Raw genomic sequence first — 26,258 nt, 5'->3', positions numbered from 1 at the left:
ATTCAAACTTCCGAGTCCCAGATGACCGTGACGTTGCCGGTGTAAATGCTGGCCCCACTGTCCAACATCGCCTCGACACCGCTTGTGTCAATTTCGAAATGCAAAGCCCCAGGTCGTCGGTCGATATAGAACCCCGGCTGGAATAATTCGGTGCCGCTGCCGTCACGTAACAACCGACGCCGGTTGACTGGCTGATCGGCCGCGTCGGTCAAACCGTCGGGCAGGCTGACGCTGACCGCCACCGGCACGGCATGGCCGGAGCCGGTCTCCGATACCGCACAGGTGTTACCGCTTACGTGTTGGCACTCAAGCAGCATCTTGAATCGTGAAGAGGTCGAAATATGGAAGCGCTGGTCACGAAACAGCCGCGTCGGCTTACGCCCGCTGTTCAGCCAGGATTGCCAGCCTTCCTGCGGCACCAGCTCTACACGGTTGCCACCTGGAGGCACGTCGACCTTGAGCGTGTGCTCGACGTCGAGTTTGAAATTGAGGGTGATCACCGAATCACTGGCCACCATGACATCACCCATGTCGATGTCCCGTCCCGGCCCGACACTGTAGGTAATCGAGCCTGTGTATTGGCCGGACGACATCCTCAGAGGGTTAGGCGTGCGCAGTTCATAGGCAAAATCCAGATAGTTGTACTTCATCGACGGGACCAGGTAGTTGGCCCTTTTTGCACACGTACCCTCTGTCGGCGTTTTCCAGAAGAACTGATAGGACCTTTCGTTATACCAGCCAACACCGCTGTACCGGCAGGGCGCGGGGGCATATACCCAATCAAGACCACTCCATAACATTCGGTGCGCTTGAATCGTACTCACGCCTCCGCCGACCAGATCGACCACCTTGCGATCAAACTCATGACGCGATCCCAAACCGGCCCAACGTACTTCAACGAAGGCCGTTTCACCTGTACCGGCATGCGTCACTTGGGTGATACGCCAATTAGCGGGCACTTCGAACATCGCACCTTGGCGAGGGTCACCATGGTTTGCCTGGATAGGTGCGTTCGATTCAAAACTCATTGGCAACCGGATGCTGAATGTCGTACCCGCGCACTGCGATGGATGCTCTTGGCAATAACCACTATTGGGCGTGGTATTGGTAAAAGCATTCTGCTGAGGCTTGGACGGGTCGGGCCTGAACAATGCGGTGATGTTCTGGCTCAATGCGTTGGCAACAGGAACGCCGAAAAACAAATACGTTGAAACCACACAGCCTGCTATTACTGGTGATCCTTTCATTGGTACGACCTCATTCAAATCCGTTGAATAGACCAAGTTTTTTAAACTTCCGAGTCCCAGACAACCGTGACGCTGCCGGAATACGCCTTCGCACCGCTGTCGAGCATTTGTTCGACGCTGTCGCGACCAATTTCGAAGTGCAGGGTTCCCGGCCCGCGATCGACATACTGGCCCGGTTGAAACAGTTCGGTGCCGCTGCCGTCACGCAACAGCCGACGCCGATTGACGGGTTGCCCGGCGCCGTCGGTCAAGCCGTTGGGCAGGGTCACGCTGATGTCGACCGGCACCGCATGGCCGCTGCCGGCCTCGGATACCGCGCAGGTATTGCCGCTGACTTGCTCGCATTCGAGCATCATCTTGAAGCGCGAAGAGGCGGAGATATGGAAGCGTTGGTCACGAAACAGCCGCGTTGGCTTACGACCGCTGTTCAGCCAGGATTGCCAGCCTTCCTGAGGCACCAGTTCGACCCGGTTGCCCCCGGGGGGAACATCTATTTTGAGGATGTGCTCGACGTCGAGTTTGAAATTGAGCGTGAGCGCCGAATCACTCGGAACCATGACATCGCCCAGATCAATATCCTGCCGAGGCCCTATGCTATAAGTCAGCGACCCTGTGTATTGGCCGGAGGACATTTTTAAAGGATTGGGTGTGCGCAATTCATAGGCGAAGTCCAAATACTCATAATTCATGGTTCCGGCAGGAAGCAAATAACGGGCGGTCTTGGCGCACGCGCCTTCTGTTGGCGTCCGCAAGAAAAAGGTATAGACCCGATCGTCAAAACCTCCCCCACTGACGTATCGACATGGAGGGGGTGGATGCGCTCCCCAACGACCGCCCCATAACATGTCGTGAGCTTCCAGTGCGCTCACGCCCCCGCCTACCAATTGGATCACATTGGGGGTGAACCGGTGTTTCGAGCCAAAGCCGGACCACCGCACTTCAACAGTTTCTGATTCGCCCGTACCCGTATGGGTAACTTGTACCGGACGCCAATTGGTAGGCACACTGAACATAGCGCCTTGCCGAGGATCTTGATGATTCGCCTGGATAGCGCTGTTCCCATCGGCAGTGAGGGGCAATCGAATGCTGAACATGCTGTAGCAGGGATTGGACGCGCAGTGACCGCTTACCGGCGTGGTGTTGAGAAAAGTATTCTCGTTGGGTTTCGAGGGGTCGGGCCTGAACACCGCCGTGATATCCCGACTCAAGGCATTGGCCGTAGGCACACACGCAAACAACAACACAGAGACCACGCTGCGCACTGCAACCGATAAGGGTTTCATTTATACAACCTCATACATCAAGACAAATAACTGCGTGCAACACTGTTCTTTCCGAGAATCGGTGAACCCGTGACGAGGGAGCTTGCTCCCTCGCCACGGGTTCATCGTTGATCTTGAGCGACCAGCATTAGCCAATAGGGTTGTGCTCCCACAGCCTTGGCGGTTCATGAGCGCTGTTTCGCAGTGTCAGCCTCGGCAACCGCCGTATCGGCCAACGTGTCCGGCGTGCAGCGCAAGTCACCGATCATCAACACATCGCCTTCGCGATCGGCGTTGTCGGGGTCAAGCCGGAACCGGCAGAACAATTCATTGCCATAGCGCACTTCCAGCGTCGGCGAGCCGGCATTCATTTCCATCGAGAAGAACCCGTCCACCTCGCTGATGCCGCGGCTGGCGTGGTTGATCACGTGATGGCCCTTGAGCGGCTGTCCCTGGGCATCGAGCAAGCGCCCGAGCACCGTCACCGTCCGCAGGACCTGGATCCTGCGATAGTCCACGCCGCCCTTGTTCAGGTGATAGCGGGTGCGCGACGGCTCGATGTTCGCCGCCGGCGGGTGAAGGCCCTCGAAATCGAAGGTCACCATGCTGTTCTTGTAGGCAGTGATCGGCACGAAGTTGCGACCGGGATGCAACAGGGTGCTGCCGCCGGTCAAATCGTCGGCGCGCAGGGCGACGGCGTCCAGATCGGTTTCCACATCGACGATCATCCCCGCGCCGCGCCCTTGGGGTACGCCGGTGAACGTGGCTTTCTGGCCGCCCACGGCCACTGTGCTGCTCAGGTTCAAACCGCCGGTGAGGTTGTCGTTATAGGAAGAGCGCTGGACGAAGCCATCGCCGAACAGTGAATCGGTCTCGAAGCTGGCGAGGCCGGACAGGCCCACACCATACGTGTCGGCCAGCACCGTGCCGGAGACGCTTTGCAGCACATGGTCCTCCAGGCTGCGGCGATACGACAGCGAGGCATTGTTGTCGCGCTCGCCATCGCGCGAGGTGCGCGTGCCGATGCTGCCCGACCAGTATTCACCCGGCCCGCCCAAGGCCACGCTGAGGCTCAGGTCCAGGCCGCGATTGCGTTTGTCGCCCGTGCTCGACGTACCGGGACGGTCGAACACCGATAGTCGCCAGTTGGCATCGCTGCCACGAAACGTTGTGCGCTGCGTCCAGCCAAGGTCCAGGCCCGTGCCCTGTACGTTGCCTTCGCTATAGGCCAGCCGCCCGTTGACGGAGGTCTTGTTGCTCAAGCGATGGTTGACCGACAGCGACGAATTGCTGGTATGTCCTACATATACATTGCGCTGGCGAATGCGCGTGCCGTCCGGCAAGGTCTCGTAGGTGTTGCGGGTGTCAAGCCAACTGCGGTTATGGCTGGCGACGACGCTACCATTGCCGTAGCTGTACAGGCCTTGCAGGTCCATGCCGTTGCCGTACTGCTCCGTCTGATAGACGTTGGCATAGAGGCTGGTATTGCTGCCCAGCGTCCAGTCCACCGAGGTGCCGACTTGCAATTTGTCCTGCACCTGGCGCGTGGAGGCGCCCAGGATGACCCGGGGGTGCAACAGGTAGTTGACGCCAAGCCCGGCGGTGTTGAAACCCGAGGGTTGGTCTTCCCAGTTGCTCCAGAGTCGGGTCTCCCGCCCGGCGAACAGGTTGTAGCGCCAACGGTCTTCGGTACTGTTCCAATTGTTGGGTTTATAGACCAACTCCTGGCTGGTGGCGGTGGTTTGCCCGTCCTCGATCAGCCTGACTTCCACTTCATAAATGCCGCCGGGCAAGCTCCGGGTATCCAGGCTTTGCAAGCCGGCGCTGACGGCTTGGGTATTGATCAACAAGCCGTTGCGATAGATTTCCACCGAAGCCTGACGGCTGGCGGTGACATAGATGGGGTAGACGCTGGGCTTGGGATTATCGATCACCAGGCTGTCGGAGCTGCCATACATCACCCCCAACGCCGTGTCCGGGTTGGCACCGAACGAACGGATCTGCCGATTCAAGCCATCGGAGCTTGGCGTGAAATAACCCAGGCGAAAGAAAGTGCCTTCCAGCTCCCGTTGGGTATAGAGCTCGTGGACAGCATGGTAGATCTTGTCATCCGGCCCACCCAGGCGCGAGAGCTGGAGGTCCAGCGACTGGCTCCAGTTGCCCAGGCTGGAACTGGCGTTGAGGCCATAACGGCCACCGGTGTCCTGTTCCTGGCCACCATTGATATTGAGTTGGTTGTTCAGGATCAGTCCGAGGCTGCCGCCTTCCGGCTGATCGTAGTAACGCTTGGTTTCGGTGACGCGTTCCACGTCCCTGGTCAGGATCGTCACCAAGGAATTTTCGAGACTGTAATGCACAGCCAGCAGCCCTGACGAACAGTTGGCTTCGCAGGCACCCAGTGCCAGCCCCTGTTTGAGAAGTTGCTCCCATTGCTCACGCTCGATCGCTTTGATGGTGCTTTCCTGAGTGTCCGTGAACTCCAGCAGGGTGATTCGATCATCCCGCGTCAAGACCACCATGGCTTCACCGAGATACTGCTGGTTGAGTTCAACACGAACCGCAAGAGGGACATCGAAGAAATGCGCTTCGAACTCCGCCGGCAGGCCCTTGGCCTGGGCCAACAGGCTTCTGGGGGTAGTACCGGGGGCAGTCGGCGCGGCCAGTGCATTCGCGCACAACAACAGCGCGAGCGCACCCGCGATGGGTGTCATCGGAAACATCAACGGACTCTCATTAATCTGTGCGCTATCGGGGCGTTTCAGGTGCGGGCCGACCGGCTGGGGAGAACCGGCCGGCCTGCGGCGATGCCCGTGGGGCGAGGTGAAACTCAACGGGCATCGACGGCCATCAAGGACGCGGCACGGCGTCGAAGATGACGGTCATATCAGCGGTATAGAGGCCGTTCTGGGTGTCCAGCGGCTTGGCCGGGATGATGACCATTTCAGCCTGGGTACCTGGAGTTGAGGTAGCGTCGTCCACTACTTCCTGGGACAAGGCGGTCAGGGTGACGCCATTGAACGTGGTGGTCAGGGCAATGGCGTCGCTGCCGTTGAACAGCGAAGCCGGACCGCCTTCGATATAAGCGTTTACCGAACCGTCAGTGTTCTTCACATCGAAGGTCTGACGCAACGAGGTCAGGGTGCCGCTGACCGTGTTGTAGTTCATGGTTTCATCTTTACCAAAGTCTGGGTTGCGCGGCAGCACATGGAACTGCTGGGTCGGGATGTTCGCGGTGATGTGGATGGAAGAGCGTGCATCATCGGCAGCGAATGCCAGCGAGGAACCCAGGGTAGCGGCGACCAGGGCAGTACCGGATACGAGTTGTTTGAGCATGTTGTTAACACCTGTTTTTAAGCAATAAAGAGAAATGGCTGGAGCTTGCAAACCAAGCGCAACTTGGCTGGCCCTCCAACGCCGAGCATGATCGGCGCTCTTTAATTAAAAAAAAGCAGGCAACTTCCTATAGGCTTGTAGTACCTACGGCATACGAAAGAGCGAAAAATATGCAGTTTTTGTTAAAGCATAAGTTTAGCTGTCAGAAACAGCCCACATTTTAAGCCTGCGCCATTTTTATCATTACAAATGTATGCCGCCGCCCCCCGCATACATTGAGCATTCCTGTAAGGTCATTCCCTGAACGCAAGTAACCCGCCGCAAAAACAAGATATATCTTAGTTTACGAAAAATGATTAAGCCAAAAGATATATCTTTTACTCAAGATATATCTGAGTGCTATCTATATGCAGAACGGAGACAGCATATGAACCCCCTTTATTCTCATTCCGATTCTTCCTCCAAACACGAACACGACGGTTTCGAACGACGCCCGACCGGTTCGCGTGGCAGCCGGGCGCCCCGGGTCTTCGCCGCCGGTGATTTAAAAGTGCTGTTGCTGGCGTTGATTGCCGAGCAGCCGTGCCACGGCTACGACCTGATCCGCCGGATCGAGCACATGTTCGAGGGCGCCTACAGCCCCAGCCCAGGCGTCATCTACCCGACCCTGACCTTCCTGGAAATGAACGCCATGATCAGTTGCGGCGTCGAAGATGGAAAAAAATGCTACAGCGTGACCGATGCCGGACGTCTATCCCTTGAGGAACAGGCCGAAGCGCTGGATGAGGTGCGTACGCGCATCGAAACCAGCAAGCGCGCATTGCGCGGCCATGAACGCCCCCCGGAAATCCATGAAGCGGTGTATAACCTGCGCCATGCCTTGCAAAAGCATCATGGCCACTGGAGCCCGGAAGAAATCCGGCGGGTGCGCGACCTGCTCGACGCCACCGCCAAAGCCATCGTCGACGGCCCCGACCGTCCATCAGTCTCGGAGTCAAGCCAATGACCGAAGTCGATCCAAACACCATCCACCGTGTCAGCCACGAGATCAAACGCCGTCGCCTGCAAGTGCTGCGGGTCGAGGACCTGACCCCGCGCATGCGCCGCATCACCGTCGGCGGGCCGGAACTGGCCGGGTTCGCCAGCCTGGGCACAGACGACCATGTGAAACTGCTGTTCCCGCAGAACGCCGAGGAACAGGCCGCCCTGGATAACTTCAATCCCAGCCCTAGCCCCAGCATCGACAAGGCCCAGGGCCCGATGCCCCCGATGCGCGACTACACCCCGCGCCGCTATGACCTGGACACCTTGGAGCTGGACATCGACTTCGTGCTCCACGGCGACGGCCCGGCCTCGACCTGGGCGGCCCAGGCGGCGCCCGGGCAATACCTCAACATCGCCGGGCCCCGGGGCTCGATGATCGTGCCGGACATCTTCGACAGCTACCTGCTGGTCGGCGACGAAACTGCCCTGCCCGCCATCGCCCGCCGCCTCGAAGGCCTGGCGCCCAACCGGCGGGCCCTGGTGGTGGTGGAGGTGGAAAACGGCGCCGAGCAGCAAATCCTCCAGAGCCCGGCGCAGGTGCACGTGATCTGGGTGCTGCGCGAGGGCCGTCAGGACAACCTGCTGCGCACCGTGCAACAGCTGGACATGCCCGGCGGCAAGCTGTATGCCTGGGTCGCGACCGAGAGCAAGGTGTCGCGGCAGATTCGCAAGGTGTTGCTGGAAGAGAAAGGCCTGGATCAGGATTTCGTGAAGGCGATGGGGTATTGGAAGCTGGAGGGCAGTGAGGAAGATTGAGGGACGGGCGGTGCTGAAGTACCCTTCACTCACTGACTGAGCACAGCCTTTGTGGCGAGGGAGCTTGCTCCCGCTGGGCTGCGCAGCAGCCCCCCCAAAAAACAGTCACCTCGATCTATCTGATTCACCGAGTTGTCAGGTTTTGGGTCTGCTTCGCAGCCCAGCGGGAGCAAGCTCCCTCGCCACAGGGGGCTGTTTGCCCTTGAGGGTTTCACCGACATTCCATCCCCACCAGGTACCCCGCCCCATGCTCTTCCTGCTCGCCTACATCAGCAGCGTCGTGCTGATCAACTTCGCGTTTTCCGCCGCGCCGCACCTGGACATCATCTGGTCGGCCTGGGGCGGGCTGGTGTTTATCCTGCGGGACATGGTGCAGACCCGTTTCGGTCACGGCGCCCTTGCGGCGATGCTGGCGGCGCTGGTGTTGTCCTATGTCACCTCGGATCCGACCATCGCCCTGGCCAGCGCCACGGCGTTCGCGGTGTCCGAATGCATCGACTGGCTGGTGTTCACGATCACCAAGCGCCCGCTCCATGACCGGTTGTGGATCAGTTCGGCCCTGAGCATCCCCATCGACACGTTCATTTTCTTCGGCCTGATCGACGCCCTTACACCCGCCGTAGTGATCACTGCCTTGCTCTCGAAATTCGCCGGGGTGACGGCCGTCTGGTTGATCATGGCCTGGCGTCTGCGCAAACAGGCCGTCGCCGGCTGACGCGGTTCATGTAAAATGCCGCGCTTTCTCCCCATGGGCAGCTCGCCCGGCGCGCGCCCCGATGATCCGCTCCTGTTTGAGGACCTTCAGATGACCCGTATCGGAACCCCATTGTCGCCCACCGCGACCCGCGTTTTGTTGTGTGGCAGCGGCGAGCTGGGCAAGGAAGTGGTGATCGAACTGCAGCGCCTGGGCGTTGAAGTGATTGCCGTGGATCGCTACGCCAACGCGCCGGCCATGCAAGTGGCCCACCGCAGCCATGTGATCAACATGCTCGACGGCGCGGCCCTGCGTGCGGTGATCGAGGCCGAGAAACCGCATTTCATCGTGCCGGAAATCGAAGCCATCGCCACCGCCACCTTGGTGGAGCTGGAAGCGGAAGGCTTCACGGTGATTCCTACGGCTCGCGCCGCGCAACTGACCATGAACCGTGAAGGCATCCGTCGCCTGGCCGCCGAAGAGCTGGGCCTGCCCACCTCGCCGTATTTTTTCGCCGACACCGTGGAGGACTACCGCAAGGCCGTCGAGACCCTGGGTTTCCCGTGCGTGGTCAAGCCGGTGATGAGTTCGTCGGGCAAGGGCCAGAGCCTGCTGCGCAGCGCTGATGACGTGCAGAAAGCCTGGGACTATGCCCAGGAAGGCGGCCGTGCCGGCAAGGGCCGGGTGATCATCGAAGGTTTTATCGACTTCGACTACGAAATCACCTTGCTCACCGTGCGTCACGTCGGCGGTACCACGTTTTGCGCACCGGTCGGCCACCGTCAGGAAAAAGGCGACTATCAGGAATCCTGGCAGCCCCAGGCCATGAGCCCGGTGGCCCTGGCCGAATCCGAGCGCGTCGCCAAGGCGGTGACCGAAGCCCTGGGTGGTCGCGGCCTGTTTGGCGTCGAGCTGTTCATCAAGGGTGACCAAGTGTGGTTCAGCGAAGTCTCGCCACGCCCGCACGACACCGGCCTGGTGACGCTGATTTCCCAAGACCTGTCGCAGTTCGCCTTGCATGCCCGTGCCATTCTCGGCTTGCCGATTCCGCTGATCCGCCAGTTCGGCCCGTCGGCCTCGGCGGTGATCCTGGTGGAAGGTCAATCGACCCAGACCGCCTTCGCCAATCTGGGCGTGGCCCTGAGCGAACCGGACACCGCCCTGCGCTTGTTCGGCAAGCCGGAAGTCAACGGCCAGCGCCGCCTGGGCGTGGCCCTGGCCCGCGATGAATCCATCGAAGCCGCCCGCGCCAAGGCGACCCGGGCTTCCCAGGCGGTCAAGATCGAGCTGTAAAACAGGCTGAGCACAACCCCAAGGCTGAGCACGATCCCCTGTGGCGAGGGAGCTTGCTCCCGCTGGATGCGTCAGCATCCCCTGCAGTGTGATGGCTGGCAAAGCAGGGGGCCGCTTCGCAGCCCAGCGGGAGCAAGCTCCCTCGCCACAAAAGCTAAAAAGCTAAAAAGCTAAAAAGTTCAGAAGCTCAAAAGTTCGGAAGCTCGGAAGCTCGGAAGCTCGGAGGCCTGCGTTCGCAGAGACTCCGCGCTGCTAAAAAAAGGCGACACCCGCAAGGGTGTCACCTTTTTCATGGTCGCCGGTTGAGCTTAATCCGGCAGCTTGTAGGCAATCACATAATCACCCTGCTTGGTGCCCAGGGAACCATGACCACCGGCAACGACCAGCACGTATTGCTTGCCGTCCTTGCCGGTGTAGGTCATCGGCGTGGTCTGGGCGCCGGCGGGAAGGCGGCCTTCCCACAGCTGCTTGCCGTTCTTCACGTCGTAGGCACGCAGGTACTGGTCCAGCGTGCCGCTGAGGAACGCCAGGCCGCTGGCGGTGGTGAACGTGCCACCCAGGCTCGGGACGCCCATGCTCAGCGGGATCGGAACCGGCGAGCTGTCGCGCACGGTGCCGTTCTTGTGCTTCCACAGGGTCTTGTTGTTGGTCAGGTCCACGGCCGCGACATAACCCCACGCAGGCGCCTGGCACGGCAGGCCCATGGGCGAGAGCAGCGCTTCGAGGATCACGCCATAGGGCGCGCCCTTGTTCGGCTGCACGCCTTCGGTTTCGCTCTTGCGACCCGGGCCACCGGCCACTTCGGCCGCCGGCACCAGTTTCGACTTGAACGCCATGTAGCTCGGGTTGACGAAAGCGATCTGGCGCACCGGGTCGACCGAAATGCCGCCCCAGTCGAACACGCCGAAGTTACCCGGATAGACGATCGAGCCTTGCAACGACGGCGGCGTGAACATGCCGTCGTAACGCAAGGATTTGAAGTCGATCCGGCACAGCATCTGGTCGAACGGGGTCACGCCCCACATGTCGCGTTCCTGAAGGACCGGCGGTACGAAGTTCAGGTCGGACATCGGCTGGGTCGGCGAGGTGAAGTCGCCTTCCACCGCGCCTTGCGGCACCGGGATCTCCTTGATCGGCACGATCGGCTGGCCGTTGCTGCGGTCCAGCACGTAAATGCTGCCCTGCTTGGTCGACGCCAGGACGGCCGGTTTCACGCCATCGGCGGTCTTCAGTTCCATCAGGGTCGGTTGACCGCCGACGTCCATGTCCCACAGGTCGTGGTGGGTGAACTGGAAGTACCAGCGCACCTTGCCGGTGGCGATGTCCAGGGCGGTCAGGCCGGCGGCGTATTTCTCCGATTCCGGTGTGCGGAATCCGCCGAACTGGTCGGGGGTCTGGTTGCCCATCGGCAGGTAGAGCATGCCGAGTTTTTCATCGACGCTGAACATGGACCACATATTCGGCGAGTTGCGGGTGTAGGTCTTGCCTTCGGCAATCGGCGTCGTGTCGTCGGGGTTGCCGCTGTCCCAGTTCCACACCAGCTTGCCGGTGTGCACGTCGTAGGCACGGATGACACCGCTTGGCTCGTCGGTGGAAACGTTATCGGTGACGTGACCGCCGATCACCACCAGGTTTTGGGTGACCGCCGGTGGCGACGTGGAGTAGTAACCACCCGCGGTGAAGCCACCGATATTGGCGGTCAGGTCGACCTGGCCCTTGTCGCCGAAGTCTTCGCACATCTTGCCGGTGTCGGCATTGAGGGCGATCAGGCGGGTGTCGGCGGTCGGCAGGAAGATCCGCCGTGGGCACACGGTGCTGGCCGGCGTAGTGCTGGCGGTGCCGGTCGGGCTCTGCTCGGCGGAGGCGTACACGGCGTCATCGTGGTAGGTCACGCCTCGGCAGGTCATGTGGGCCCAACCCTTGAAGTTTTCCGCTTTTTGCGTGGAAAGCTTCGGATCGAAACGCCAGATTTCCTTGCCGGTCTCAGGCTCCAGGGCAATCACCTGGCTGTGAGGCGTGCACACGTAGAGCATGCCGTTGACCTTTAGCGGGGTGTTTTCGGCGGTGGTTTCACCCGGGTCGTTCGGCCCTGGCAGGTCGCCGGTGCGATAGGACCAGGCTTCCTTCAACTTTCCGACGTTCTCAGGGGTGATCTGCGCCAGCGGCGAATAGCGGTCGCCATGGGCACTGCGCCCGTAGGAGTTCCAGTCGCCGTCCGGCATGGCCGGTGCGGTGTTGGCCATGCCCGGCACGCTGTCGCGGTCCAGTTGGCCCTTGATCTCACCCGGGTTAGTGAACTGGCTGGCGAGCGCGGCGATACCGGCGATGACCACGGCGGCACCCAATGCGCGGGTGCCCATGGCCGAGGCATCGGCGGCCAACAGCGGGCGACGGAACCACGGCAGCAACATGACGATGCCCAAGGCAAACAGCATCGCCAGGCGCGGCACCAGCTGCCACCAATCCAGGCCCACTTCCCAGAGTGCCCACACGGTGCTGGCGAACAGCACCAGCGCGTACAGGCCCAGGGCCGCGCGACGGGCCATGATCAGCAACACGCCGGTCAGCGCCAGGCCGATACCAGCCAGCAGGTAATACAGCGAGCCGCCGAGCGTGCTCAGCTTGATTCCCCCGGCCAGCAGGGCCAGGCCCATCAATAGAAGCAGAATGCCGAGCAAGCTCGGTAGCAGACGGCTTCGACTCAAAGCACCCTCAGTGCTCATAGTGTGATTCTCCGTGTCGTTTTGAGGAGTCCCGCGCAAGTAGTCACTTTAGATGACGATCTTGAGGGGCCATGGTTCAGTTGAAAAAGGCAAATTGGCCGCCGCGATCCCTTGTGGGAGCGGGCTTGCTCGCGAAAGCGGCGGATCAGTCAGCTCGGCGTTGAATGTAAAATGGCCTTCGCGAGCAAGCCCGCTCCCACAGGAATCAGTCTGAGATAGCGCTGTCTTTATAAAGTCAGAACAACGGGCATTTTTGATAATTCGATAGGAGTGAGCTGTACGCAGAGGCTCTGGCACACCAGAAGAAGCGTTTCAGCAGGCGGCGCAAGGATAATGTCCAGTTACAAATAGAGAAAGCGCTTTTATTGACATGAATCATTTCGGATTCAGTAACAGTGCGCCTGGCCCAGGAGGCCACGACGAAGGCTATGCTTCCACCACAAGGGCACCTCGGCTAAGGTGCGCGGCTTTACCCTTTTTCCCGCGAAGGCCTCCAATGACCGAACCCAACAACAACCCGCTGCACGGCGTGACGCTGGAGCAGATCCTCAATGCCCTCGTGCAGCATTACGAATGGTCCGGCCTGGCTGAACGCATCGATATCCGCTGCTTCAAGAGCGACCCGAGCATCAAGTCGAGCCTGACTTTCTTGCGCAAGACGCCTTGGGCACGGGAGAAAGTCGAGCGCCTGTACATCAAGTTGATGCGCACCAAACGGCCGGTCTGAATAGCCGTGGGGATTGTGAGAGGTCCTCACCTCACCCTGCGACAGCGCTTCGTGTCGGTGGCGGCGCTGCTGGCCTGGGCGGGGTTGAGCATCCAGCTGTATCTGATTCTGCTGGGCCGCTGGGAACTGGGCGCGAGCCTGCTGGGCGGGTTGGTGAGTTTCTTCAGCTTCTTTACGGTGCTGACCAACCTGTTGGTGGCGGTGGTGCTGACCTGGGAGCTGACCCTGCGCCCCTCCCCGGCCCGACGCTGGTTCCTCAGGCCCAGCGTACGCAGCGGCATCGCCGTGAGCATCGCCCTGGTCAGCCTGGCCTACAACCTGTTGCTGCGCCATCTCTGGCAACCCGAAGGCTGGCAGTTCGTGGCCGATGAATTACTGCATGAGGTGGTGCCGTTGCTGTACATCGCCTATTGGTGGCGGTGCGTGCCCAAAGGCAGCTTGCGCCTGGGGCACATCGGGCTGTGGATGATCTACCCCTTGGTCTATTTCGCCTATGTCCTGCTGCGCGGCGATTTGCTGGCGACCTACCCCTACCCTTTCATCGACGTGGCGAGCCTGGGTTATCCACAGGTGTTCATCAATGCCGGGGGGATATTGGCGGGGTTTGTCGGAATTGCGCTGGGGGTGGTGGGGTTGGATCGGTGGGTTGGACGACGATCGATTAAAGCCTTGTGAGATGCCCTTGTGGCGAGGGAGCTTGCTCCCGCTGGGCCGCGCAGCAGCCCCTCTTAAACAGCCACCGTATTTTCCTGATACACCAGGCGCCTGATTTTGGGGCTGCTTCGCAGCCCAGCGGGAGCAAGCTCCCTCGCCACACAGTGGAGCGTATTCACAATCAGCGCCTCGCCGGCAACATCCACACCAACCCACTGGCCTTGGCCCGTTCATGACACAACGCCAAAACCGCGCGTCGCTCCTCGTTGTCCATCCGGCTCCAACGGGTAATCTCGGCCACGGTGCGCTGGCAGCCGGTGCAGATGTCGTCATCGTCCAGCGCGCAGATATTCACGCAGGGCGACGGCACCGGGCGCTCAATGGCGCTCATGGTTCCTGCTCGACCAGGTCGCGGGCGTAGCGCTGGGCGTTGTGCACATAGTGCGCCGCGCTGGCCACGAGCATGTTCTTCTGGGCCTCGGTCAATTCGCGCACCACCTTGCCGGGCGAGCCCATCACCAGCGAGCCGTCGGGAATCTCCTTGTTCTCGCCGATCAGCGCGTTGGCGCCGATGATGCAGTGCTTGCCGATCTTCGCGCCGTTGAGGATCACCGCGTTGATGCCGATAAGGCTGTAGTCGCCTACCGTACAGCCATGGAGCATGGCGTTGTGGCCAATGGTCACGCCGGTGCCGATGGTCAGTGGATAACCCATGTCGGTGTGCATCACCGTGCCGTCCTGCACATTGCTGTCCTTGCCGATCAGGATCAGTTCGTTGTCACCGCGCAGCACGGCGTTGAACCAGACATTGGCGCCCTCTTCGAGGCGGACCTTGCCCACCAGCGTGGCGTTGGGCGCGACCCAGCTCTGTGGATGGGTTTCGACACGGGCATCGCCCAGGCGGTATTTCATGGGAATCCTCGGGGGCATCAGGTATTGATGAAACTCTTTGGCGGGGTATGCAGGTCGATATCGGCGTCGTACAGCAGGTTGACCAACTCGACGATCATGATCGCTGTCAGCCCCCAGATCTTGTAACCCTCGAAACGATAGCTGGGCACGTACCAGCTACGGCCCTGGTAGTCGATGCGGTGGGTGTGCTCGCGCGGATCCTTGCGGAAAAACTCCAGCGGCACGCTGAACACTGCGGCGATCTCGGCGTCGTTGGCTTGGTATTCGACGTAATCCGGGATCACGCCGACGTAAGGCGTGACCTTGATTCCATGCAACGAAATCAGTGGACTGAGGGGACCGATCACCTCCACCAGGCCGGGGGGCAGGCCGATTTCCTCTTCCGCTTCGCGCAGGGCGGTGAAAATCAGGTCGGGGTCTTCCGGGTCTCGACGTCCGCCGGGGAACGCCACTTCGCCGCCGTGGGTCGACAGACCGCTGGCGCGCAGGGTCAGTACCAGCTCCGGCTCATCACTGCGAGTGATCGGCACCAGCACCGCCGCTTCAGGGAAACGCCGATCGGTCTCCAGATCGCGCGGCGTGTGGTTGGTTACTCGATGCAGTAGCTCGTCCAGCATGAGACTTCTCGATTTATTCGCTGCCTAGCATCATGCACCAATCACGCAAGCGGCCCAAGCCCCGGACCGCGTCATGTCGCGAAACGACAACTTGCCGATACCGCCCCGTACACGCCAAGATAGGCGCAGCCTCCAGGAATCCAAGCATGAAATTCTGCAGCCAGTGCGGTAACCCGGTGACCCAGCGCATACCCGAGGGCGACTCGCGACTGCGCTTTGTCTGTGACACTTGCCATACCATCCATTATCAGAACCCCAATATCGTTGCCGGATGTGTACCGACTTGGGGCAGCAAGGTCCTGTTGTGCCGACGCGCCATCGAGCCACGGCGCGGTTATTGGACACTGCCGGCGGGCTTCATGGAGAACGGCGAAACTGTCGAGCAGGCCGCGGTGCGCGAAACCGCCGAGGAAGCCTGCGCCCGGGTGCGTAACCTGAGCATCTATACGCTGATCGACGTACCGCACATCAGCCAGGTGCATGTATTCTTCCGCGCCGAGTTGATGGACCTGGACTTCGCTGCCGGGCCCGAAAGCCTGGAAGTGAAGCTGTTTGAAGAAGCCGACATTCCCTGGGACGAGCTGGCTTTCCGCACAGTGGGCCGTACCCTAGAATACTTCTACGCTGATCGGCGAGCCGAAGATTACCCGGTGCGATCCGAGTCGATACCGCCGCTGGCCCAGCCTGCCAATACTTGAAAATCCAATATAGCCGCGACACCTCTAGGGATATCGTTTCAATGCGCTGGTTGCTTGTCCTGTTCTGCTTGTCATTCACCGCGGTGTCCCAGGCCGCCGCCGTGGGAACCTATAACGGCAAGGTCATTGAAAAAGTCCTGGTGCTGAAGTCCGCCCATCAATTGCAACTGATCAACGACGGCAAGCCGCTCAAGACCTATCGCATTTCCCTGGGCAAGGGCGCCAAGAAAGGCCCCAAGCTGATCGAAGGCGACAAGCGCACCCCCGAAGGTTTTTACTGGATCGACTGGCGCAAGGTCAGCGACAAGTTCTACCTGTCGATGCACATCTCCTACCCCAACATCAGCGACGCCGCCCGCGCCCGCCGTGAAGGCGTGGAGCCGGGGGGCATGATCATGATCCACGGCACACCGGATTCTGAAGACAATCCTGAGCAGTTGTTCCATACGCTGGACTGGACCGACGGCTGCATCGCCATGCGCAACGTGGACATGCGCGAGGTGTGGAACCTGGTGCCGGATGGGACGATGATCGAAATTCGTCCGTAGCGCCCCGTTCTTGCGGCGAGAAGCGTCTGTGGATAGGGCGTTTCTGTGGCGAGGGAGCTTGCTCCCGCTGGGTTGCGCAGCAACCCTAAAACCAGGCAATTCGGTGCCTCAGGCAAATTGAGTTGCCTGCTTTGGGGCCGCTTCGCAGCCCAGCGGGAGCAAGCTCCCTAGCCACAGGGAACTGTGTCGACCAGCCTTTTTGTTACAAGTCCACGCACCGCAACGCCAACCCCTCCCCCCGCCTTGATCTACCCTCAGAACTGATGCGATGGCTCGGCTCGCTCGGCCCCCGCAGAATCCAAAAGTGAGACGTGTCACGTCGAAGCATAGGAAGTCATGACGTATGTGATTCGACAGGGCTTCACCGTTCCTGATAAGGCATCGAATCATGACAATCAATAATAGTTTCATGCGCGCGGCAGCCGTCGCGGCAGTGGTGTTCGCAGGCGTGGGGCAACCGGGCACCGACGCCTGGGGAGCCGATGAAGAGGAACCGTGGTTTAGAGCCTGGCTTCAGGTCACGGCGGATCCAAGCGTACCGATTCGCGATACCAAGCCGTCATTGCACTGGCGCACCGACATGGACAGCCTCTACCGTGGAGATACGACGGGTCAGGGCCTCGATGCTTTCGAGACGGGATTGTTGCCCAAAGCCGTGGGCACTCCCGAGGAGCAATGGGGGTACGACTGGATCACCCACGCGAGCGGAAGCGCGGGGACGGTGTTCAGCAGTACGACGCGCAGCCCGGTCTGGGCCCAACACTACGCCAGCGAGTGGGTGTACGAATTTACTGCCCCCCATGGAATCGATCAAGTGCAATCCGGGGGACCTTTTCCTCGCGAGGAGGAAATCAGCTTCCCGGGCGGGGTCAAGGGGCATTTCATCAAGAACGCCTGCAACAAGGACGATCTTGCCAGATGCACGCCTAACCAAAATTACCGAGAACCCACCGGCCACGAGTCGATGCAGGATGTGGCGGCGATTTCCATCGACTGGAACCGGCTGACACCTCCCGCGGGGCTGACATGGGTAACGACCAAGGAGTCTCTCTGGGCGGTCAGTTCTACGCTGGTCAATCCTGTGCAGGGCGCGGATGCGCTTGCCAATGGGTTACGGGGCTTTAACTCCTTACCAGCGAATTTGAGACAGGCGATGTTGCAGGAGTCCCACGAGGCTCAATCGATCGTTTTGGCGTTTCGCGACTATAGCGAAGCCAAGCTCTGGGCCACCCAGGACGCATCAAACGGCGGCTGGGTCTATGAAGTCAGACCCAACAGCGTGGCGGTGGATTTGTCGGTGCGTAACGCTGGTTCACGTGAAGGCGCCTTCGCTTTTATCGGCGGCATCAAGGGAGGCCTGTTGATGAACGCACGTCGGTTTGCGAAAGGCGTGAGTGAACCGGTCGAGTGCATTGGCATAGAAAAAGAGGTTTGCCGCCTCGAAAACCGTCATCAATAGTTTCCAATCCATGCCAGCCGCGTATGCTGTTACTCAAGGCTTGCGTGAATCACTGTGGCGAGGGAGCTTGCTCCCGCTGGGTTGCGCAGCAACCCCAAAGCAGGCGACTCAATCTGCCTGACACTCCGGGTTGCCGGGTTCTAGGCTGCTTCGCCCGAGGCGTCGGACCGTCCCAGCGGGAGCAAGCTCCCTCGCCACAGGGTTTGGTGTCGATTGGCCTATTTGTCAACGACACGAAACCACTGTGGGAGTTTGCTCCGGGCGGCGATCCGACGATGAGGCCGGCAACTACGGCATCAAGTCCGAAGCTCAACCCGGTCCAAGGCCTTGTTCGCCAGCAACGTCCCCAGTTCGATCATTTGCGCCACCCCCGACGCCACATGCCGCCGTGAGCCGTCCAAATCAAACATGAGGTCGCTAAGCACTGCATTGGCCGAGGCCAGGGTTTCGCTGAGGTTGGCTAGCAGGGTTTCGGTGTCAACGCTGTCCGATACGGTGAACAACTGCACCGAGGGTTTGGGTTCTGGTTCGCTGTCGTCGGGTTTGAGGTAATGATCCATCGCGCGGTCGGCGGCTTCTTTCAGCTTGTCGGGGGCGTAGTCGCCGTAGGGGAAGGTGGAGGCGGGTTTTGGCGTGTCAGAATTATTTTTCAATTGAAGCTCCTTTAATTTAATGGAGCCCAGGACAAAACGTCCGGGCCTGCCCGTTGCCCCTTGATTTTTTTTCGGACGGTCAAACCCGGTCGCTGAATTGGCAGCGACACCCAAAGGCTAGAGCCCTCGCTTCCGAGGGACAACCTTAAAAACATGTCGGAAATTTCGGGGCGTCTGACAGACCAAAGGGTGATCATTCACACAACAAAAAACCGGCCTAGACCGGTTTTCGAGGATGACATTTGGGTTCACACAAACGCTGCGCGCTGCTCAGCCTCATAATGCCGAGTCTGGAAAGGCAAGAGGGTTTGTACCTTCAAGCCAAGACCTTCATTCAGCCCCCAAGAGAGAGCGAGTTCATCACGGCGCTTGCGAAGCGCAACTGCGGTTTGTGAAGTTATGGCTTGCTTGGGTGTCGAGCGTAAAAACAGCTCAAGGGCTTTGAAGACTTCCAATGCACGACTGTCCGTGACGCAGGAAAATCGGGTGAGTCGTTCGAGCAAATACCCTGCACGACGCAACTCGACCTCATCAGTGTGTTGGCTTAAAAAAGCTTGGGCTGCGCTGATCAAGTCCAAATTGGAATACCAGACAGCCTTGGCTGCGCTCACAAGCGCCACATCATCTGCCTTATTCAATGGTTTTTTGACCAAGGTCTCGAGAGCAAGCAAGAGGTCTTGGCTGCTCACTATCTTCTTCATTTGTACTCCTTGATGATTTGAAAACTGTCACATCGACAGCAGTATCCAAAGGCTGAAGCTCTCGCTTCCGAGGCACAACCTTAAAAACATGTCGGAAACTTCGGGGCGTCTGACAGCCCCTCCATCTAGTCAGGGATGTTTCGCACAAATTTCAGATAGGTTTTTTGGATGGGGTTGGGTACATATCCATTGCTGCGGTAAGGGCGACTTAGGGTTCCGCCCTGACGGCGGCTCACTTTTGAAAAGCCCGGAAGCCGGCCCAGTCAAAAGTAAGCAAAACGCTTTTGCCCCACCACTCGGTGCCTCGCTTAGGCTCGGCATGCCCGAGGCGGCCTGATAGCCGACCTGGTTCTTGATCGGACTGCGTTTATCCTGTGGGAGCAAAGCTTGCTCGCGATGACGGTAGCCAATCCAAATCTGGGTAATTGAAGTACCGCTATCGCGAGCTCGCTCCCACACTGGATCTTCAGCAGACCCAAAATTCATGTGCACCCAGTCCCCTGTGGGAGCGAGCTTGCTCGCGATGAGGCCGGCACATCCAACATCTTCATTGACAGAGCCACCGCTATCGCGAGCAGGCTCGCTCCCACAGTGTTTACCGTGGATCAATCTGTGCCGTGATGGCTGGGAAAGCTTTTGTGGCGAGGGAGCTTGCTCCCGCTTGAGTGCGTAGCGCTCATCGCTTTTTTGGGGCCGCTGCGCGCCCCAGCGGGAGCAAGCTCCCTCGCCACAGGACCGTGCCGTTCCCAAAACCTTTGTGGATATCCCTTGCTCGCGATGAGGCCGGCACATCCAACATCTTCATTGACAGAGCCACCGCTATCGCGAGCAGGCTCGCTCCCACAGTGTTTACCGTGGATCAATCTGTGCCGTGATGGCTGGGAAAGCTTTTGTGGCGAGGGAGCTTGCTCCCGCTTGAGTGCGTAGCGCTCATCGCTTTTTTGGGGCCGCTGCGCGCCCCAGCGGGAGCAAGCTCCCTCGCCAGGACCGTGCCGTTCCCAAAACCTTTGTGGATATCCAACGTCACCGCAAACTGACCCTCCGCCTTCGCGAGCAAGCTCGCTCCCACAGGGGAAATGCGATCACTCAGAACCAGGTCGGCTACCAGGCCGCCTCGGGACGGGCTTTGATCTCGGGGCGCCCGTTAACCACGATGCCTTCGCTTCCGGGCTCTTCAAAAGTGACCCGCAGTAAGGGCGGCCCCCTAAGCCGCCGTGACCGCAGCAACGGATATACACACAAAACGAACTACCACCGGTCGCCATAAAAATAAATATCAAACTCCGCAACCCGCCCTCTGTGCATACCACTGACCTTCAAAAACCCCATCCCAACGCTGTAATTCCACGCCCCACAAAAACCACCCTAATACCACTTAAACTACACCCGAATAAATACCCAGAAAACATTGGGCAACCCCAGAAAAGCAGCGTTGACATGGTATTAAAGTGGTATTAGCTTCCACCCCAATCACCGAGCGACAACGCCCAAAAAACCGCATCGGACAAACAAATGAACAACATCCAGACCCTACGCCCCGACGACACCCAACCCACCCCGCTCTACCTGCAACTGGCCCGCAACCTCGAAGCCGCCATCCACGCCGGCCAGTGGAAAGCCGAGCAAGCGATGCCATCCGAGCGCAGCCTGAGCGAGCAACTGGGCATTTCCCGAGTCACCGCCCGCAAGGCGTTGGAGGTGCTGTTCGAACAAGGCCTGATCCGCCGCAACCAAGGCTCGGGCACGTTCATCACCCCGCGCCTGGAACAACCGCTGTCACGCCTCAGCGGCTTCAGCGAGATGCTCCGGCTCAAAGGCTTCGTACCCGGGTCCCAGTGGCTGGAGCGAGAAATCACCCCGCCGACCCACGAAGAACTGATCCGCCTGGGCCTGTCGCCCACTGACAAAGTCGCCCGGCTCAAACGGCTGCGCAAGGCCGACGATACGGTCATGGCCATTGAGATGAGCACCCTGCCCGCCTCGATTATTCCCAAGCCGCAGGCAGTGGGCGATTCGCTTTATGAATTCCTCGACGGCATCGGCAAACCCGTGGTGCGCGCCCTGCAACACATCCAGGCGATCAACGCCTCGGACGAATTCGCCGCCCTGGTGGGCATCGCCCCCGGCACCGCGATGCTGCTGATGACCCGGGTCGGCTACCTGGAAGACAACACGCCCATCGAAGTCACCGACACCTATTGCCGCAACGACTACTACGACTTCGTCGCCGAGTTGCGGCGCTAGACGATCAGAGAATCCCCATGTCCGAAAACAACATCCTCACCGCCAACGGCTGGATACGCGGCCGCCTGGTCCATGAACAGGGCAAGGTCGTGTCCATCGAAGGCCAGCCCTGCGACCCGACGAGCAACGACCTGCCCTACCTGCTGCCGGGATTCATCGACCTGCATGTGCACGGCGGTGGCGGCAAGGACATCATGGAAGGCGCGCCGGCGTTCGACACCATTGCCCGCACCCATGTGCGCTTCGGCACCACGGCGCTGCTCGCCACCACCATGACGGCGCCGAGCGAAGAGATCGCCAGCGTACTCAAGGCCCTCGGTGAATTCTGCGAACAGCGGACCAGGGGTAGCGCACGAGTCCTGGGTGTGCACTTGGAAGGCCCTTATATCAACCCTGGCAAACTCGGCGCCCAACCGAATTTCGCCCACACCGCGTTGATGGCTGAAGTGGAGGCGTACCTGGCCCTGGCGCCGATCCGAGTGATCACCGTCGCACCGGAAATCGCCGGCCACGATGCCTTGATTCGCGCCCTCAGCGCCCGGGGCGTGCGCATGCAGATCGGCCATACCCTCGGCAGCTACGAAGAAGGCGTCGCGGCGCTGGCGGCCGGGGCCAGCAGTTTTACCCATTTGTACAACGCCATGAGCCCGCTGCATCACCGCGAGCCCGGCATCGTCGGCGCGGCGCTGGCCCATGCGCAATATGCCGAGCTGATCCCGGATTTGCTCCACGTACACCCCGGCGCCATGCGCGTGGCGTTGCGTTCGATCCCGTGCCTGTATTGCGTCACCGATTCCACCGCCGCCGCCGGCATGCCCGACGGCGAATACAAGTTGGGCAGCCACACCGTGACCAAATGCCTGGGTGGCGTGCGGCTGGCCGACGGCACGCTGGCCGGCAGCACCCTGACGATGGACCAGGCCCTGCGCAACCTGGTGAAGATCGGCCTGCCGATCGACGAAGCCTCCCGACGCCTGTCGCAATTCCCCGCCGACTACCTCGGCCTGCCCGAGCGCGGGCGCCTGCAATCCGGCGCCTGGGCCGACTGCGTGCGCCTTGACCGTGCCCTGAACCTGATCGACGTGATGGTCGAAGGAGAAGCCATTGACTTCCAAAATGCTTGAAGAGGCCCTGACCTCGTCCGACGCCGTCGAGCGCCAATTGCAGCGATTGGACCCCGCCCTGCAGGAAATTGCCGGACGCCTGCGCCGCCAACCGCCGCAGGTGGCGATGACCGTGGCCCGTGGCAGCTCCGACCATGCCGCCAGCTACTTTGCCTACCTGACCATGCAACAACTGGGTTTTCCGGTGGCCTCGTTGCCGATGTCGGTGGTGACCATGCAGCAGGCGCCGTTGAAGGTCAGTGGCCAGGTGGCGTTCGCGTTTTCTCAATCGGGGCAGAGCCCGGACTTGGTGAACAGCCTGCGCCTGTTGCGCAAGCGCGGCGCCTTGAGCGTGGCGATGGTCAACGCAGAAGACTCTCCGCTGGAGGCGGCTTGTGAATTCAGCGTGCCCTTGTGCGCCGGCATCGAAAGCAGTGTCGCCGCCACCAAGAGTTTCATCGCCACCCTCAGCGCCAGCGCGCGCCTGGTGGCCCACTGGAAAGACGATGCCGAGTTGCTCGACGCCGGCGCCGCGCTGCCCGAAGGCCTACGTGAAGCCGCGCACCAGGATTGGAACGTTGCCGTCGAGGCGCTGCGTGAATGCCAGCGCTTGATGGTCATCGGCCGTGGCGCCGGGTTCGCCATCGCCCAGGAAGCGGCACTCAAATTCAAGGAGACCTCGGCGATCCAGGCCGAAGCCTTCAGCAGCGCCGAGGTTCGCCACGGGCCGATGGCACTGATCGATGAGCATTATCCGCTGCTGGTATTCGCCCCCCGCGGTGTCGAGCAGGCCGGTGTGTTGAGCCTGGCCGCCGACATGCGCCAGCGCGGCGCCCGGGTGCTACTGGCCGCGCCCGATGACATCGCCGAGCGTGACCTGACGCTGACCCGTGCCGAACACCCAGCCCTGGACCCGATCCTGGCGATCCAGAGCTTTTACCGGATGGCCGCCAACCTGGCCGTGGCCCGAGGCCTGGACCCGGACCAGCCACGGTACTTGAGCAAGGTCACCCGGACCCACTGAACCGATGGCCCTTTAACGCAAGGCCAATAAGACTTCACAGAGAGCGAGCCCATGCCCAACAACAATAAAGAGCTGATCCTCAGCGCCCCACTCAGCGGGCCGGTGCTCACCCTCGCCAACGTCCCGGACGCGGTGTTCGCCAGCGGCGCCATGGGCGACGGGATCGCCATCGATCCGCTGAACGACACCCTCTACGCCCCCTGTGACGGCGAGGTGATCCACGTCGCGCGCACCGGCCACGCTGTGACCCTGCGGGCCGACAACGGCGCCGAACTGCTGCTGCACCTGGGGTTGGACACCGTCGAGTTGCAGGGCAACGGCTTTTCCATGCTGGTCAAGGAAGGCGCGCGGGTCAGCAACGGCCAGGCACTGCTGCGTTATGACGTGGACAGCGTGGCCCGGCGCTGCAAAAGCCTGGTCAGCCTGCTGATCCTCACCAATGGCGAACACTTCCAGGCACGGCCCATTACCCTCAAGGGCGTCAAGGTCGGCGAGCCGTTGCTGCACATCGTCAGCAAGAAACCGAGCGAAACACGCGACGATGAGCCGGACGTCGGCATCGAAGTGTTCGGCCAGATCCGTATCGCCCATCGAGGCGGCCTGCACGCGCGGCCGGCCGCCTTGGTTCGCCAGGCCGCACAAGGGTTCAAGAGTCGCTCACACCTGCACTTCGGTGGCCGCTCGGCGCCCTGCGACAGTGTGATGGGCATGATGGGGCTGGCGATCACCGAACAGGCCGAAGTGCACGTCAGTTGCCGCGGCAGTGATGCCGAAACGGCGTTGCAAGCGCTGCTGAAAACGTTATCCACAGCCTTGGCCGAAGAAGCCCATGCCGAGGCACCACAGGCCAAGGCGCCGAGCCACACCGCCGAAGACGGTGTGCTCCACGGCGTCTGTGCCGCGCCCGGGCTGGTCAGCGGACCGCTGGTTCGGCTGGAAGGCACACAGTTGCCCGAGGACGTCGGTGGCCACAACGTCGCAGAACAACGGCAACGGCTGCGCGATGCCTTGGCGCACGTCAGTCGCGACATCGAGTTGACGTTGGAGAACGCCAAGGCCCGGCGCCACGTTGACGAACAAGCGATCTTCAGCGCCCATCTGGCGTTGCTGGAAGATCCGGTCCTGCTGGACGCCGCCTACCTGTCTATTGAGCAAGGGAGCGCAGCGGCCCACGCCTGGAGCCGGTCCATCGACGTGCAGTGCCAAGTGCTGCGGCAATTGCAAAGCGCGTTGCTGGCCGAGCGCGCCAATGATTTACATGACCTGCGCCAGCGAGTCCTGCGGGCGCTGCTGGGTGAAGCCTGGCAATTCGACGTGCCGGCGGGCGCCATTGTCATCGCCCAGGAGCTGACCCCGTCGGACCTGCTACAACTCAGTGCCCAAGGCGTGGCCGGTGTGTGCATGGCCGAGGGCGGCGCGACGTCCCACGTGGCGATCCTGGCCCGTGGCAAAGGCCTGCCCTGCCTGGTGGCGCTGGGCGAGGCACTGCTTGCACAGGCGCCGGGGCAATCGGTGGTGCTGGACGCGGACGGTGGCCGCCTCGAACTCACGCCAACCGCCGAGCGCCTGGCGCAGGTGCAGCAAGCACAGAAGCGACGCGCAGCCCTGCGCGCCGAGCAACAGACCCTCGCCCACACGCCGGCACGAACCGTCGATGGGGTGCAGGTTGAAGTCGCCGCCAACGTCGCCTCCAGCGCCGAAGCCAGCCAGGCCTTCGCCAACGGTGCAGAGGGCGTTGGCTTGCTGCGCACCGAATTTCTCTTCGTCGACCGCCATACCGCCCCCGATGAAGAAGAACAGCGCCAGGCCTATCAAGCCGTGCTCGATGCCATGGGCGACAGGCCGGTGATCATCCGCACCATCGACGTCGGCGGCGACAAACAATTGGACTACCTGCCGCTGCCGGCCGAAGCCAACCCGGTGCTCGGCCTGCGGGGCATTCGCCTGGCCCAGGCGCGGCCGGAACTGCTGGACCAGCAATTACGCGCCCTGCTGCAAACGCGCCCTCTGCACCGCTGCCGGATTTTGTTGCCGATGGTCACCGAGGTCGACGAACTGCTGCACATCCGCCAGCTCCTCGACACCCTGGGTGCCGAGCTCGGCGTGAGCGAACGCCCGCAGCTGGGGGTGATGATCGAAGTGCCGGCCGCCGCCTTGCTGGCCGAACAGTTGGCCGAGCACGCGGACTTCCTCTCCATCGGCACCAACGACCTGTCCCAGTACACCCTCGCCATGGACCGCGACCACGCCGGTCTCGCCGCCCGGGTCGATGCCCTGCACCCGGCACTGTTGCGGTTGATCGCCCAGACCTGCGCTGGCGCCGCCAAGCATGGGCGTTGGGTCGGGGTGTGCGGGGCCCTGGCCTCCGATCCCCTGGCGACGCCGGTGCTGATCGGCCTTGGGGTACGGGAGCTGTCGGTCAGCCCGCCCCAGGTCGGCGAAATCAAGGACCGCGTGCGTCACCTCGATGCCGCCCAGTGCCTCGGCGTCAGTACCGATTTGCTGAACCTGGCCAGCGCCGCCGCCGTGCGCCAGGCCTGTCACCAACACTGGCCCCTGGGCTGAG

Annotated in this window: 23 protein-coding genes; 13 read left to right on the top strand and 10 right to left on the bottom strand. The window is 61.1% G+C overall.

Annotated features, from left to right (window positions below; all coding sequences use genetic code 11):
* Positions 1-2: 2 nt before the first annotated feature.
* The 4 genes from J3P88_RS06510 to J3P88_RS06495 all read right to left on the bottom strand — a co-directional run bounded on the left by J3P88_RS06510 (position 3) and on the right by J3P88_RS06495 (position 5,842).
* Complete coding sequence (locus J3P88_RS06510; RefSeq protein ID WP_434574466.1) at positions 3-1,247, bottom strand: hypothetical protein; 1,245 nt, start codon at positions 1,245-1,247, stop codon at positions 3-5.
* Positions 1,248-1,288: 41 nt separating this feature from the next.
* Positions 1,289-2,530 carry a hypothetical protein gene (locus J3P88_RS06505; RefSeq protein WP_434574465.1) on the bottom strand — a complete coding sequence of 414 codons (1,242 nt, stop codon included), beginning with the start codon at positions 2,528-2,530 and terminating at the stop codon, positions 1,289-1,291.
* Between the two features lie 164 nt (positions 2,531-2,694).
* The gene (locus tag J3P88_RS06500; RefSeq protein ID WP_434574464.1) at positions 2,695-5,229 is read right to left on the bottom strand and encodes a TcfC E-set like domain-containing protein; all 2,535 of its coding nucleotides are present in this window, start codon (positions 5,227-5,229) and stop codon (positions 2,695-2,697) included.
* A gap of 127 nt (positions 5,230-5,356) precedes the next feature.
* Positions 5,357-5,842 (bottom strand): CS1 type fimbrial major subunit, encoded by a 486-nt coding sequence (locus J3P88_RS06495; protein ID WP_434574463.1) that lies wholly within the window; start codon positions 5,840-5,842, stop codon positions 5,357-5,359.
* Between the two features lie 427 nt (positions 5,843-6,269).
* Here J3P88_RS06495 and J3P88_RS06490 point away from each other — a divergent pair, with 427 nt between their 5' ends.
* From J3P88_RS06490 to purT, 4 genes are all read left to right on the top strand, one after another.
* Positions 6,270-6,848 carry a helix-turn-helix transcriptional regulator gene (locus J3P88_RS06490; RefSeq protein WP_434574462.1) on the top strand — a complete coding sequence of 193 codons (579 nt, stop codon included), beginning with the start codon at positions 6,270-6,272 and terminating at the stop codon, positions 6,846-6,848.
* Positions 6,845-7,642: a siderophore-interacting protein gene (locus J3P88_RS06485; RefSeq protein ID WP_434574461.1), complete on the top strand. Its 798-nt coding sequence runs from the start codon at positions 6,845-6,847 to the stop codon at positions 7,640-7,642. The genes J3P88_RS06490 and J3P88_RS06485 overlap by 4 nt, the downstream gene beginning before the upstream one ends.
* A gap of 247 nt (positions 7,643-7,889) precedes the next feature.
* Entirely contained in the window at positions 7,890-8,357 is a 468-nt protein-coding gene (locus J3P88_RS06480) for a preQ0 transporter (protein ID WP_434574460.1), read from the top strand.
* A 90-nt stretch (positions 8,358-8,447) separates the two neighbouring features.
* Positions 8,448-9,629, top strand: a complete 1,182-nt coding sequence (gene purT / locus J3P88_RS06475; protein ID WP_207966776.1) for a formate-dependent phosphoribosylglycinamide formyltransferase — start codon at positions 8,448-8,450, stop codon at positions 9,627-9,629.
* 308 nt (positions 9,630-9,937) lie between these two features.
* On the opposite strand, the gene J3P88_RS06470 is transcribed toward purT, so the two are convergent.
* Positions 9,938-12,352, bottom strand: coding sequence for a glucose/quinate/shikimate family membrane-bound PQQ-dependent dehydrogenase (locus tag J3P88_RS06470; protein ID WP_434574459.1), 2,415 nt, complete (start codon positions 12,350-12,352; stop codon positions 9,938-9,940).
* Positions 12,353-12,848: 496 nt separating this feature from the next.
* Between J3P88_RS06470 and J3P88_RS06465 the strand changes: the two genes are divergently transcribed.
* Together J3P88_RS06465 and J3P88_RS06460 are read left to right on the top strand one after the other, a co-directional pair.
* Positions 12,849-13,079, top strand: coding sequence for a VF530 family DNA-binding protein (locus tag J3P88_RS06465; protein WP_003205228.1), 231 nt, complete (start codon positions 12,849-12,851; stop codon positions 13,077-13,079).
* A gap of 15 nt (positions 13,080-13,094) precedes the next feature.
* A complete protein-coding gene (locus J3P88_RS06460; protein ID WP_434574458.1) occupies positions 13,095-13,754 on the top strand; it encodes a Pr6Pr family membrane protein in 660 nt (219 codons plus the stop codon).
* Between the two features lie 160 nt (positions 13,755-13,914).
* On the opposite strand, the gene J3P88_RS06455 is transcribed toward J3P88_RS06460, so the two are convergent.
* Genes J3P88_RS06455 through J3P88_RS06445 form a run of 3 tightly spaced genes read right to left on the bottom strand, consistent with a single transcriptional unit; the run spans position 13,915 to position 15,262 of the window.
* A complete protein-coding gene (locus J3P88_RS06455) occupies positions 13,915-14,124 on the bottom strand; it encodes a DUF1289 domain-containing protein (RefSeq protein WP_411385531.1) in 210 nt (69 codons plus the stop codon).
* On the bottom strand, positions 14,121-14,645 hold the full coding sequence (locus J3P88_RS06450) for a gamma carbonic anhydrase family protein (RefSeq protein ID WP_250966038.1): 525 nt from the start codon (positions 14,643-14,645) through the stop codon (positions 14,121-14,123). The genes J3P88_RS06455 and J3P88_RS06450 overlap by 4 nt, the downstream gene beginning before the upstream one ends.
* Before the next feature lie 17 nt (positions 14,646-14,662).
* Positions 14,663-15,262, bottom strand: a complete 600-nt coding sequence (locus J3P88_RS06445; RefSeq protein WP_250966037.1) for a CoA pyrophosphatase — start codon at positions 15,260-15,262, stop codon at positions 14,663-14,665.
* 146 nt (positions 15,263-15,408) lie between these two features.
* On the opposite strand from J3P88_RS06445, the gene J3P88_RS06440 reads away from it, so the two are divergent.
* The 3 genes from J3P88_RS06440 (at position 15,409) to J3P88_RS06430 (ending at position 17,967) form a co-directional block, all read left to right on the top strand.
* Complete coding sequence (locus J3P88_RS06440; RefSeq protein ID WP_186705189.1) at positions 15,409-15,960, top strand: NUDIX hydrolase; 552 nt, start codon at positions 15,409-15,411, stop codon at positions 15,958-15,960.
* 41 nt (positions 15,961-16,001) lie between these two features.
* A complete protein-coding gene (locus tag J3P88_RS06435; protein WP_039591469.1) occupies positions 16,002-16,508 on the top strand; it encodes a L,D-transpeptidase family protein in 507 nt (168 codons plus the stop codon).
* A 388-nt stretch (positions 16,509-16,896) separates the two neighbouring features.
* The gene (locus J3P88_RS06430) at positions 16,897-17,967 is read left to right on the top strand and encodes a scabin-related ADP-ribosyltransferase (RefSeq protein ID WP_434574457.1); all 1,071 of its coding nucleotides are present in this window, start codon (positions 16,897-16,899) and stop codon (positions 17,965-17,967) included.
* A 296-nt stretch (positions 17,968-18,263) separates the two neighbouring features.
* On the opposite strand, the gene J3P88_RS06425 is transcribed toward J3P88_RS06430, so the two are convergent.
* Together J3P88_RS06425 and J3P88_RS06420 are read right to left on the bottom strand one after the other, a co-directional pair.
* Positions 18,264-18,620 carry a DUF6124 family protein gene (locus tag J3P88_RS06425; protein WP_434574456.1) on the bottom strand — a complete coding sequence of 119 codons (357 nt, stop codon included), beginning with the start codon at positions 18,618-18,620 and terminating at the stop codon, positions 18,264-18,266.
* A 248-nt stretch (positions 18,621-18,868) separates the two neighbouring features.
* Entirely contained in the window at positions 18,869-19,321 is a 453-nt protein-coding gene (locus tag J3P88_RS06420; RefSeq protein ID WP_434574455.1) for a hypothetical protein, read from the bottom strand.
* A gap of 1,512 nt (positions 19,322-20,833) precedes the next feature.
* Here J3P88_RS06420 and J3P88_RS06415 point away from each other — a divergent pair.
* Genes J3P88_RS06415 through ptsP form a run of 4 tightly spaced genes read left to right on the top strand, consistent with a single transcriptional unit; the run spans position 20,834 to position 26,257 of the window.
* On the top strand, positions 20,834-21,565 hold the full coding sequence (locus J3P88_RS06415; RefSeq protein ID WP_181286541.1) for a GntR family transcriptional regulator: 732 nt from the start codon (positions 20,834-20,836) through the stop codon (positions 21,563-21,565).
* Between the two features lie 17 nt (positions 21,566-21,582).
* On the top strand, positions 21,583-22,689 hold the full coding sequence (gene nagA / locus J3P88_RS06410; RefSeq protein WP_434574454.1) for an N-acetylglucosamine-6-phosphate deacetylase: 1,107 nt from the start codon (positions 21,583-21,585) through the stop codon (positions 22,687-22,689).
* A complete protein-coding gene (locus J3P88_RS06405) occupies positions 22,670-23,692 on the top strand; it encodes an SIS domain-containing protein (protein ID WP_434574453.1) in 1,023 nt (340 codons plus the stop codon). The genes nagA and J3P88_RS06405 overlap by 20 nt, the downstream gene beginning before the upstream one ends.
* Before the next feature lie 51 nt (positions 23,693-23,743).
* Positions 23,744-26,257, top strand: coding sequence for a phosphoenolpyruvate--protein phosphotransferase (gene ptsP, locus J3P88_RS06400; protein WP_434574452.1), 2,514 nt, complete (start codon positions 23,744-23,746; stop codon positions 26,255-26,257).
* Position 26,258: the final 1 nt, after the last annotated feature.

Origin of the sequence: Pseudomonas sp. Z3-6 (assembly GCF_051131985.1) — a bacterium.
Lineage (GTDB): Bacteria > Pseudomonadota > Gammaproteobacteria > Pseudomonadales > Pseudomonadaceae > Aquipseudomonas > Aquipseudomonas zanjanensis.
The sequence above is the reverse complement of the archived record's forward strand: the minus strand, read 5'-3'. Positions and strand labels throughout refer to the sequence as shown.

Bases quoted from the DNA above. Each gene is read 5' to 3' on its own strand.
- J3P88_RS06510 (WP_434574466.1), bottom strand. From the start codon at position 1,247: ATGAAAGGATCACCAGTAATAGCAGGCTGTGTGGTTTCAACGTATTTG.
- J3P88_RS06505 (WP_434574465.1), bottom strand. From the start codon at position 2,530: ATGAAACCCTTATCGGTTGCAGTGCGCAGCGTGGTCTCTGTGTTGTTG.
- J3P88_RS06500 (WP_434574464.1), bottom strand. From the start codon at position 5,229: ATGTTTCCGATGACACCCATCGCGGGTGCGCTCGCGCTGTTGTTGTGC.
- J3P88_RS06495 (WP_434574463.1), bottom strand. From the start codon at position 5,842: ATGCTCAAACAACTCGTATCCGGTACTGCCCTGGTCGCCGCTACCCTG.
- J3P88_RS06490 (WP_434574462.1), top strand. From the start codon at position 6,270: ATGAACCCCCTTTATTCTCATTCCGATTCTTCCTCCAAACACGAACAC.
- J3P88_RS06485 (WP_434574461.1), top strand. From the start codon at position 6,845: ATGACCGAAGTCGATCCAAACACCATCCACCGTGTCAGCCACGAGATC.
- J3P88_RS06480 (WP_434574460.1), top strand. From the start codon at position 7,890: ATGCTCTTCCTGCTCGCCTACATCAGCAGCGTCGTGCTGATCAACTTC.
- purT (WP_207966776.1), top strand. From the start codon at position 8,448: ATGACCCGTATCGGAACCCCATTGTCGCCCACCGCGACCCGCGTTTTG.
- J3P88_RS06470 (WP_434574459.1), bottom strand. From the start codon at position 12,352: ATGAGCACTGAGGGTGCTTTGAGTCGAAGCCGTCTGCTACCGAGCTTG.
- J3P88_RS06465 (WP_003205228.1), top strand. From the start codon at position 12,849: ATGACCGAACCCAACAACAACCCGCTGCACGGCGTGACGCTGGAGCAG.
- J3P88_RS06455 (WP_411385531.1), bottom strand. From the start codon at position 14,124: ATGAGCGCCATTGAGCGCCCGGTGCCGTCGCCCTGCGTGAATATCTGC.
- J3P88_RS06450 (WP_250966038.1), bottom strand. From the start codon at position 14,645: ATGAAATACCGCCTGGGCGATGCCCGTGTCGAAACCCATCCACAGAGC.
- J3P88_RS06445 (WP_250966037.1), bottom strand. From the start codon at position 15,262: ATGCTGGACGAGCTACTGCATCGAGTAACCAACCACACGCCGCGCGAT.
- J3P88_RS06440 (WP_186705189.1), top strand. From the start codon at position 15,409: ATGAAATTCTGCAGCCAGTGCGGTAACCCGGTGACCCAGCGCATACCC.
- J3P88_RS06435 (WP_039591469.1), top strand. From the start codon at position 16,002: ATGCGCTGGTTGCTTGTCCTGTTCTGCTTGTCATTCACCGCGGTGTCC.
- J3P88_RS06430 (WP_434574457.1), top strand. From the start codon at position 16,897: ATGACAATCAATAATAGTTTCATGCGCGCGGCAGCCGTCGCGGCAGTG.
- J3P88_RS06420 (WP_434574455.1), bottom strand. From the start codon at position 19,321: ATGAAGAAGATAGTGAGCAGCCAAGACCTCTTGCTTGCTCTCGAGACC.
- J3P88_RS06415 (WP_181286541.1), top strand. From the start codon at position 20,834: ATGAACAACATCCAGACCCTACGCCCCGACGACACCCAACCCACCCCG.
- nagA (WP_434574454.1), top strand. From the start codon at position 21,583: ATGTCCGAAAACAACATCCTCACCGCCAACGGCTGGATACGCGGCCGC.
- ptsP (WP_434574452.1), top strand. From the start codon at position 23,744: ATGCCCAACAACAATAAAGAGCTGATCCTCAGCGCCCCACTCAGCGGG.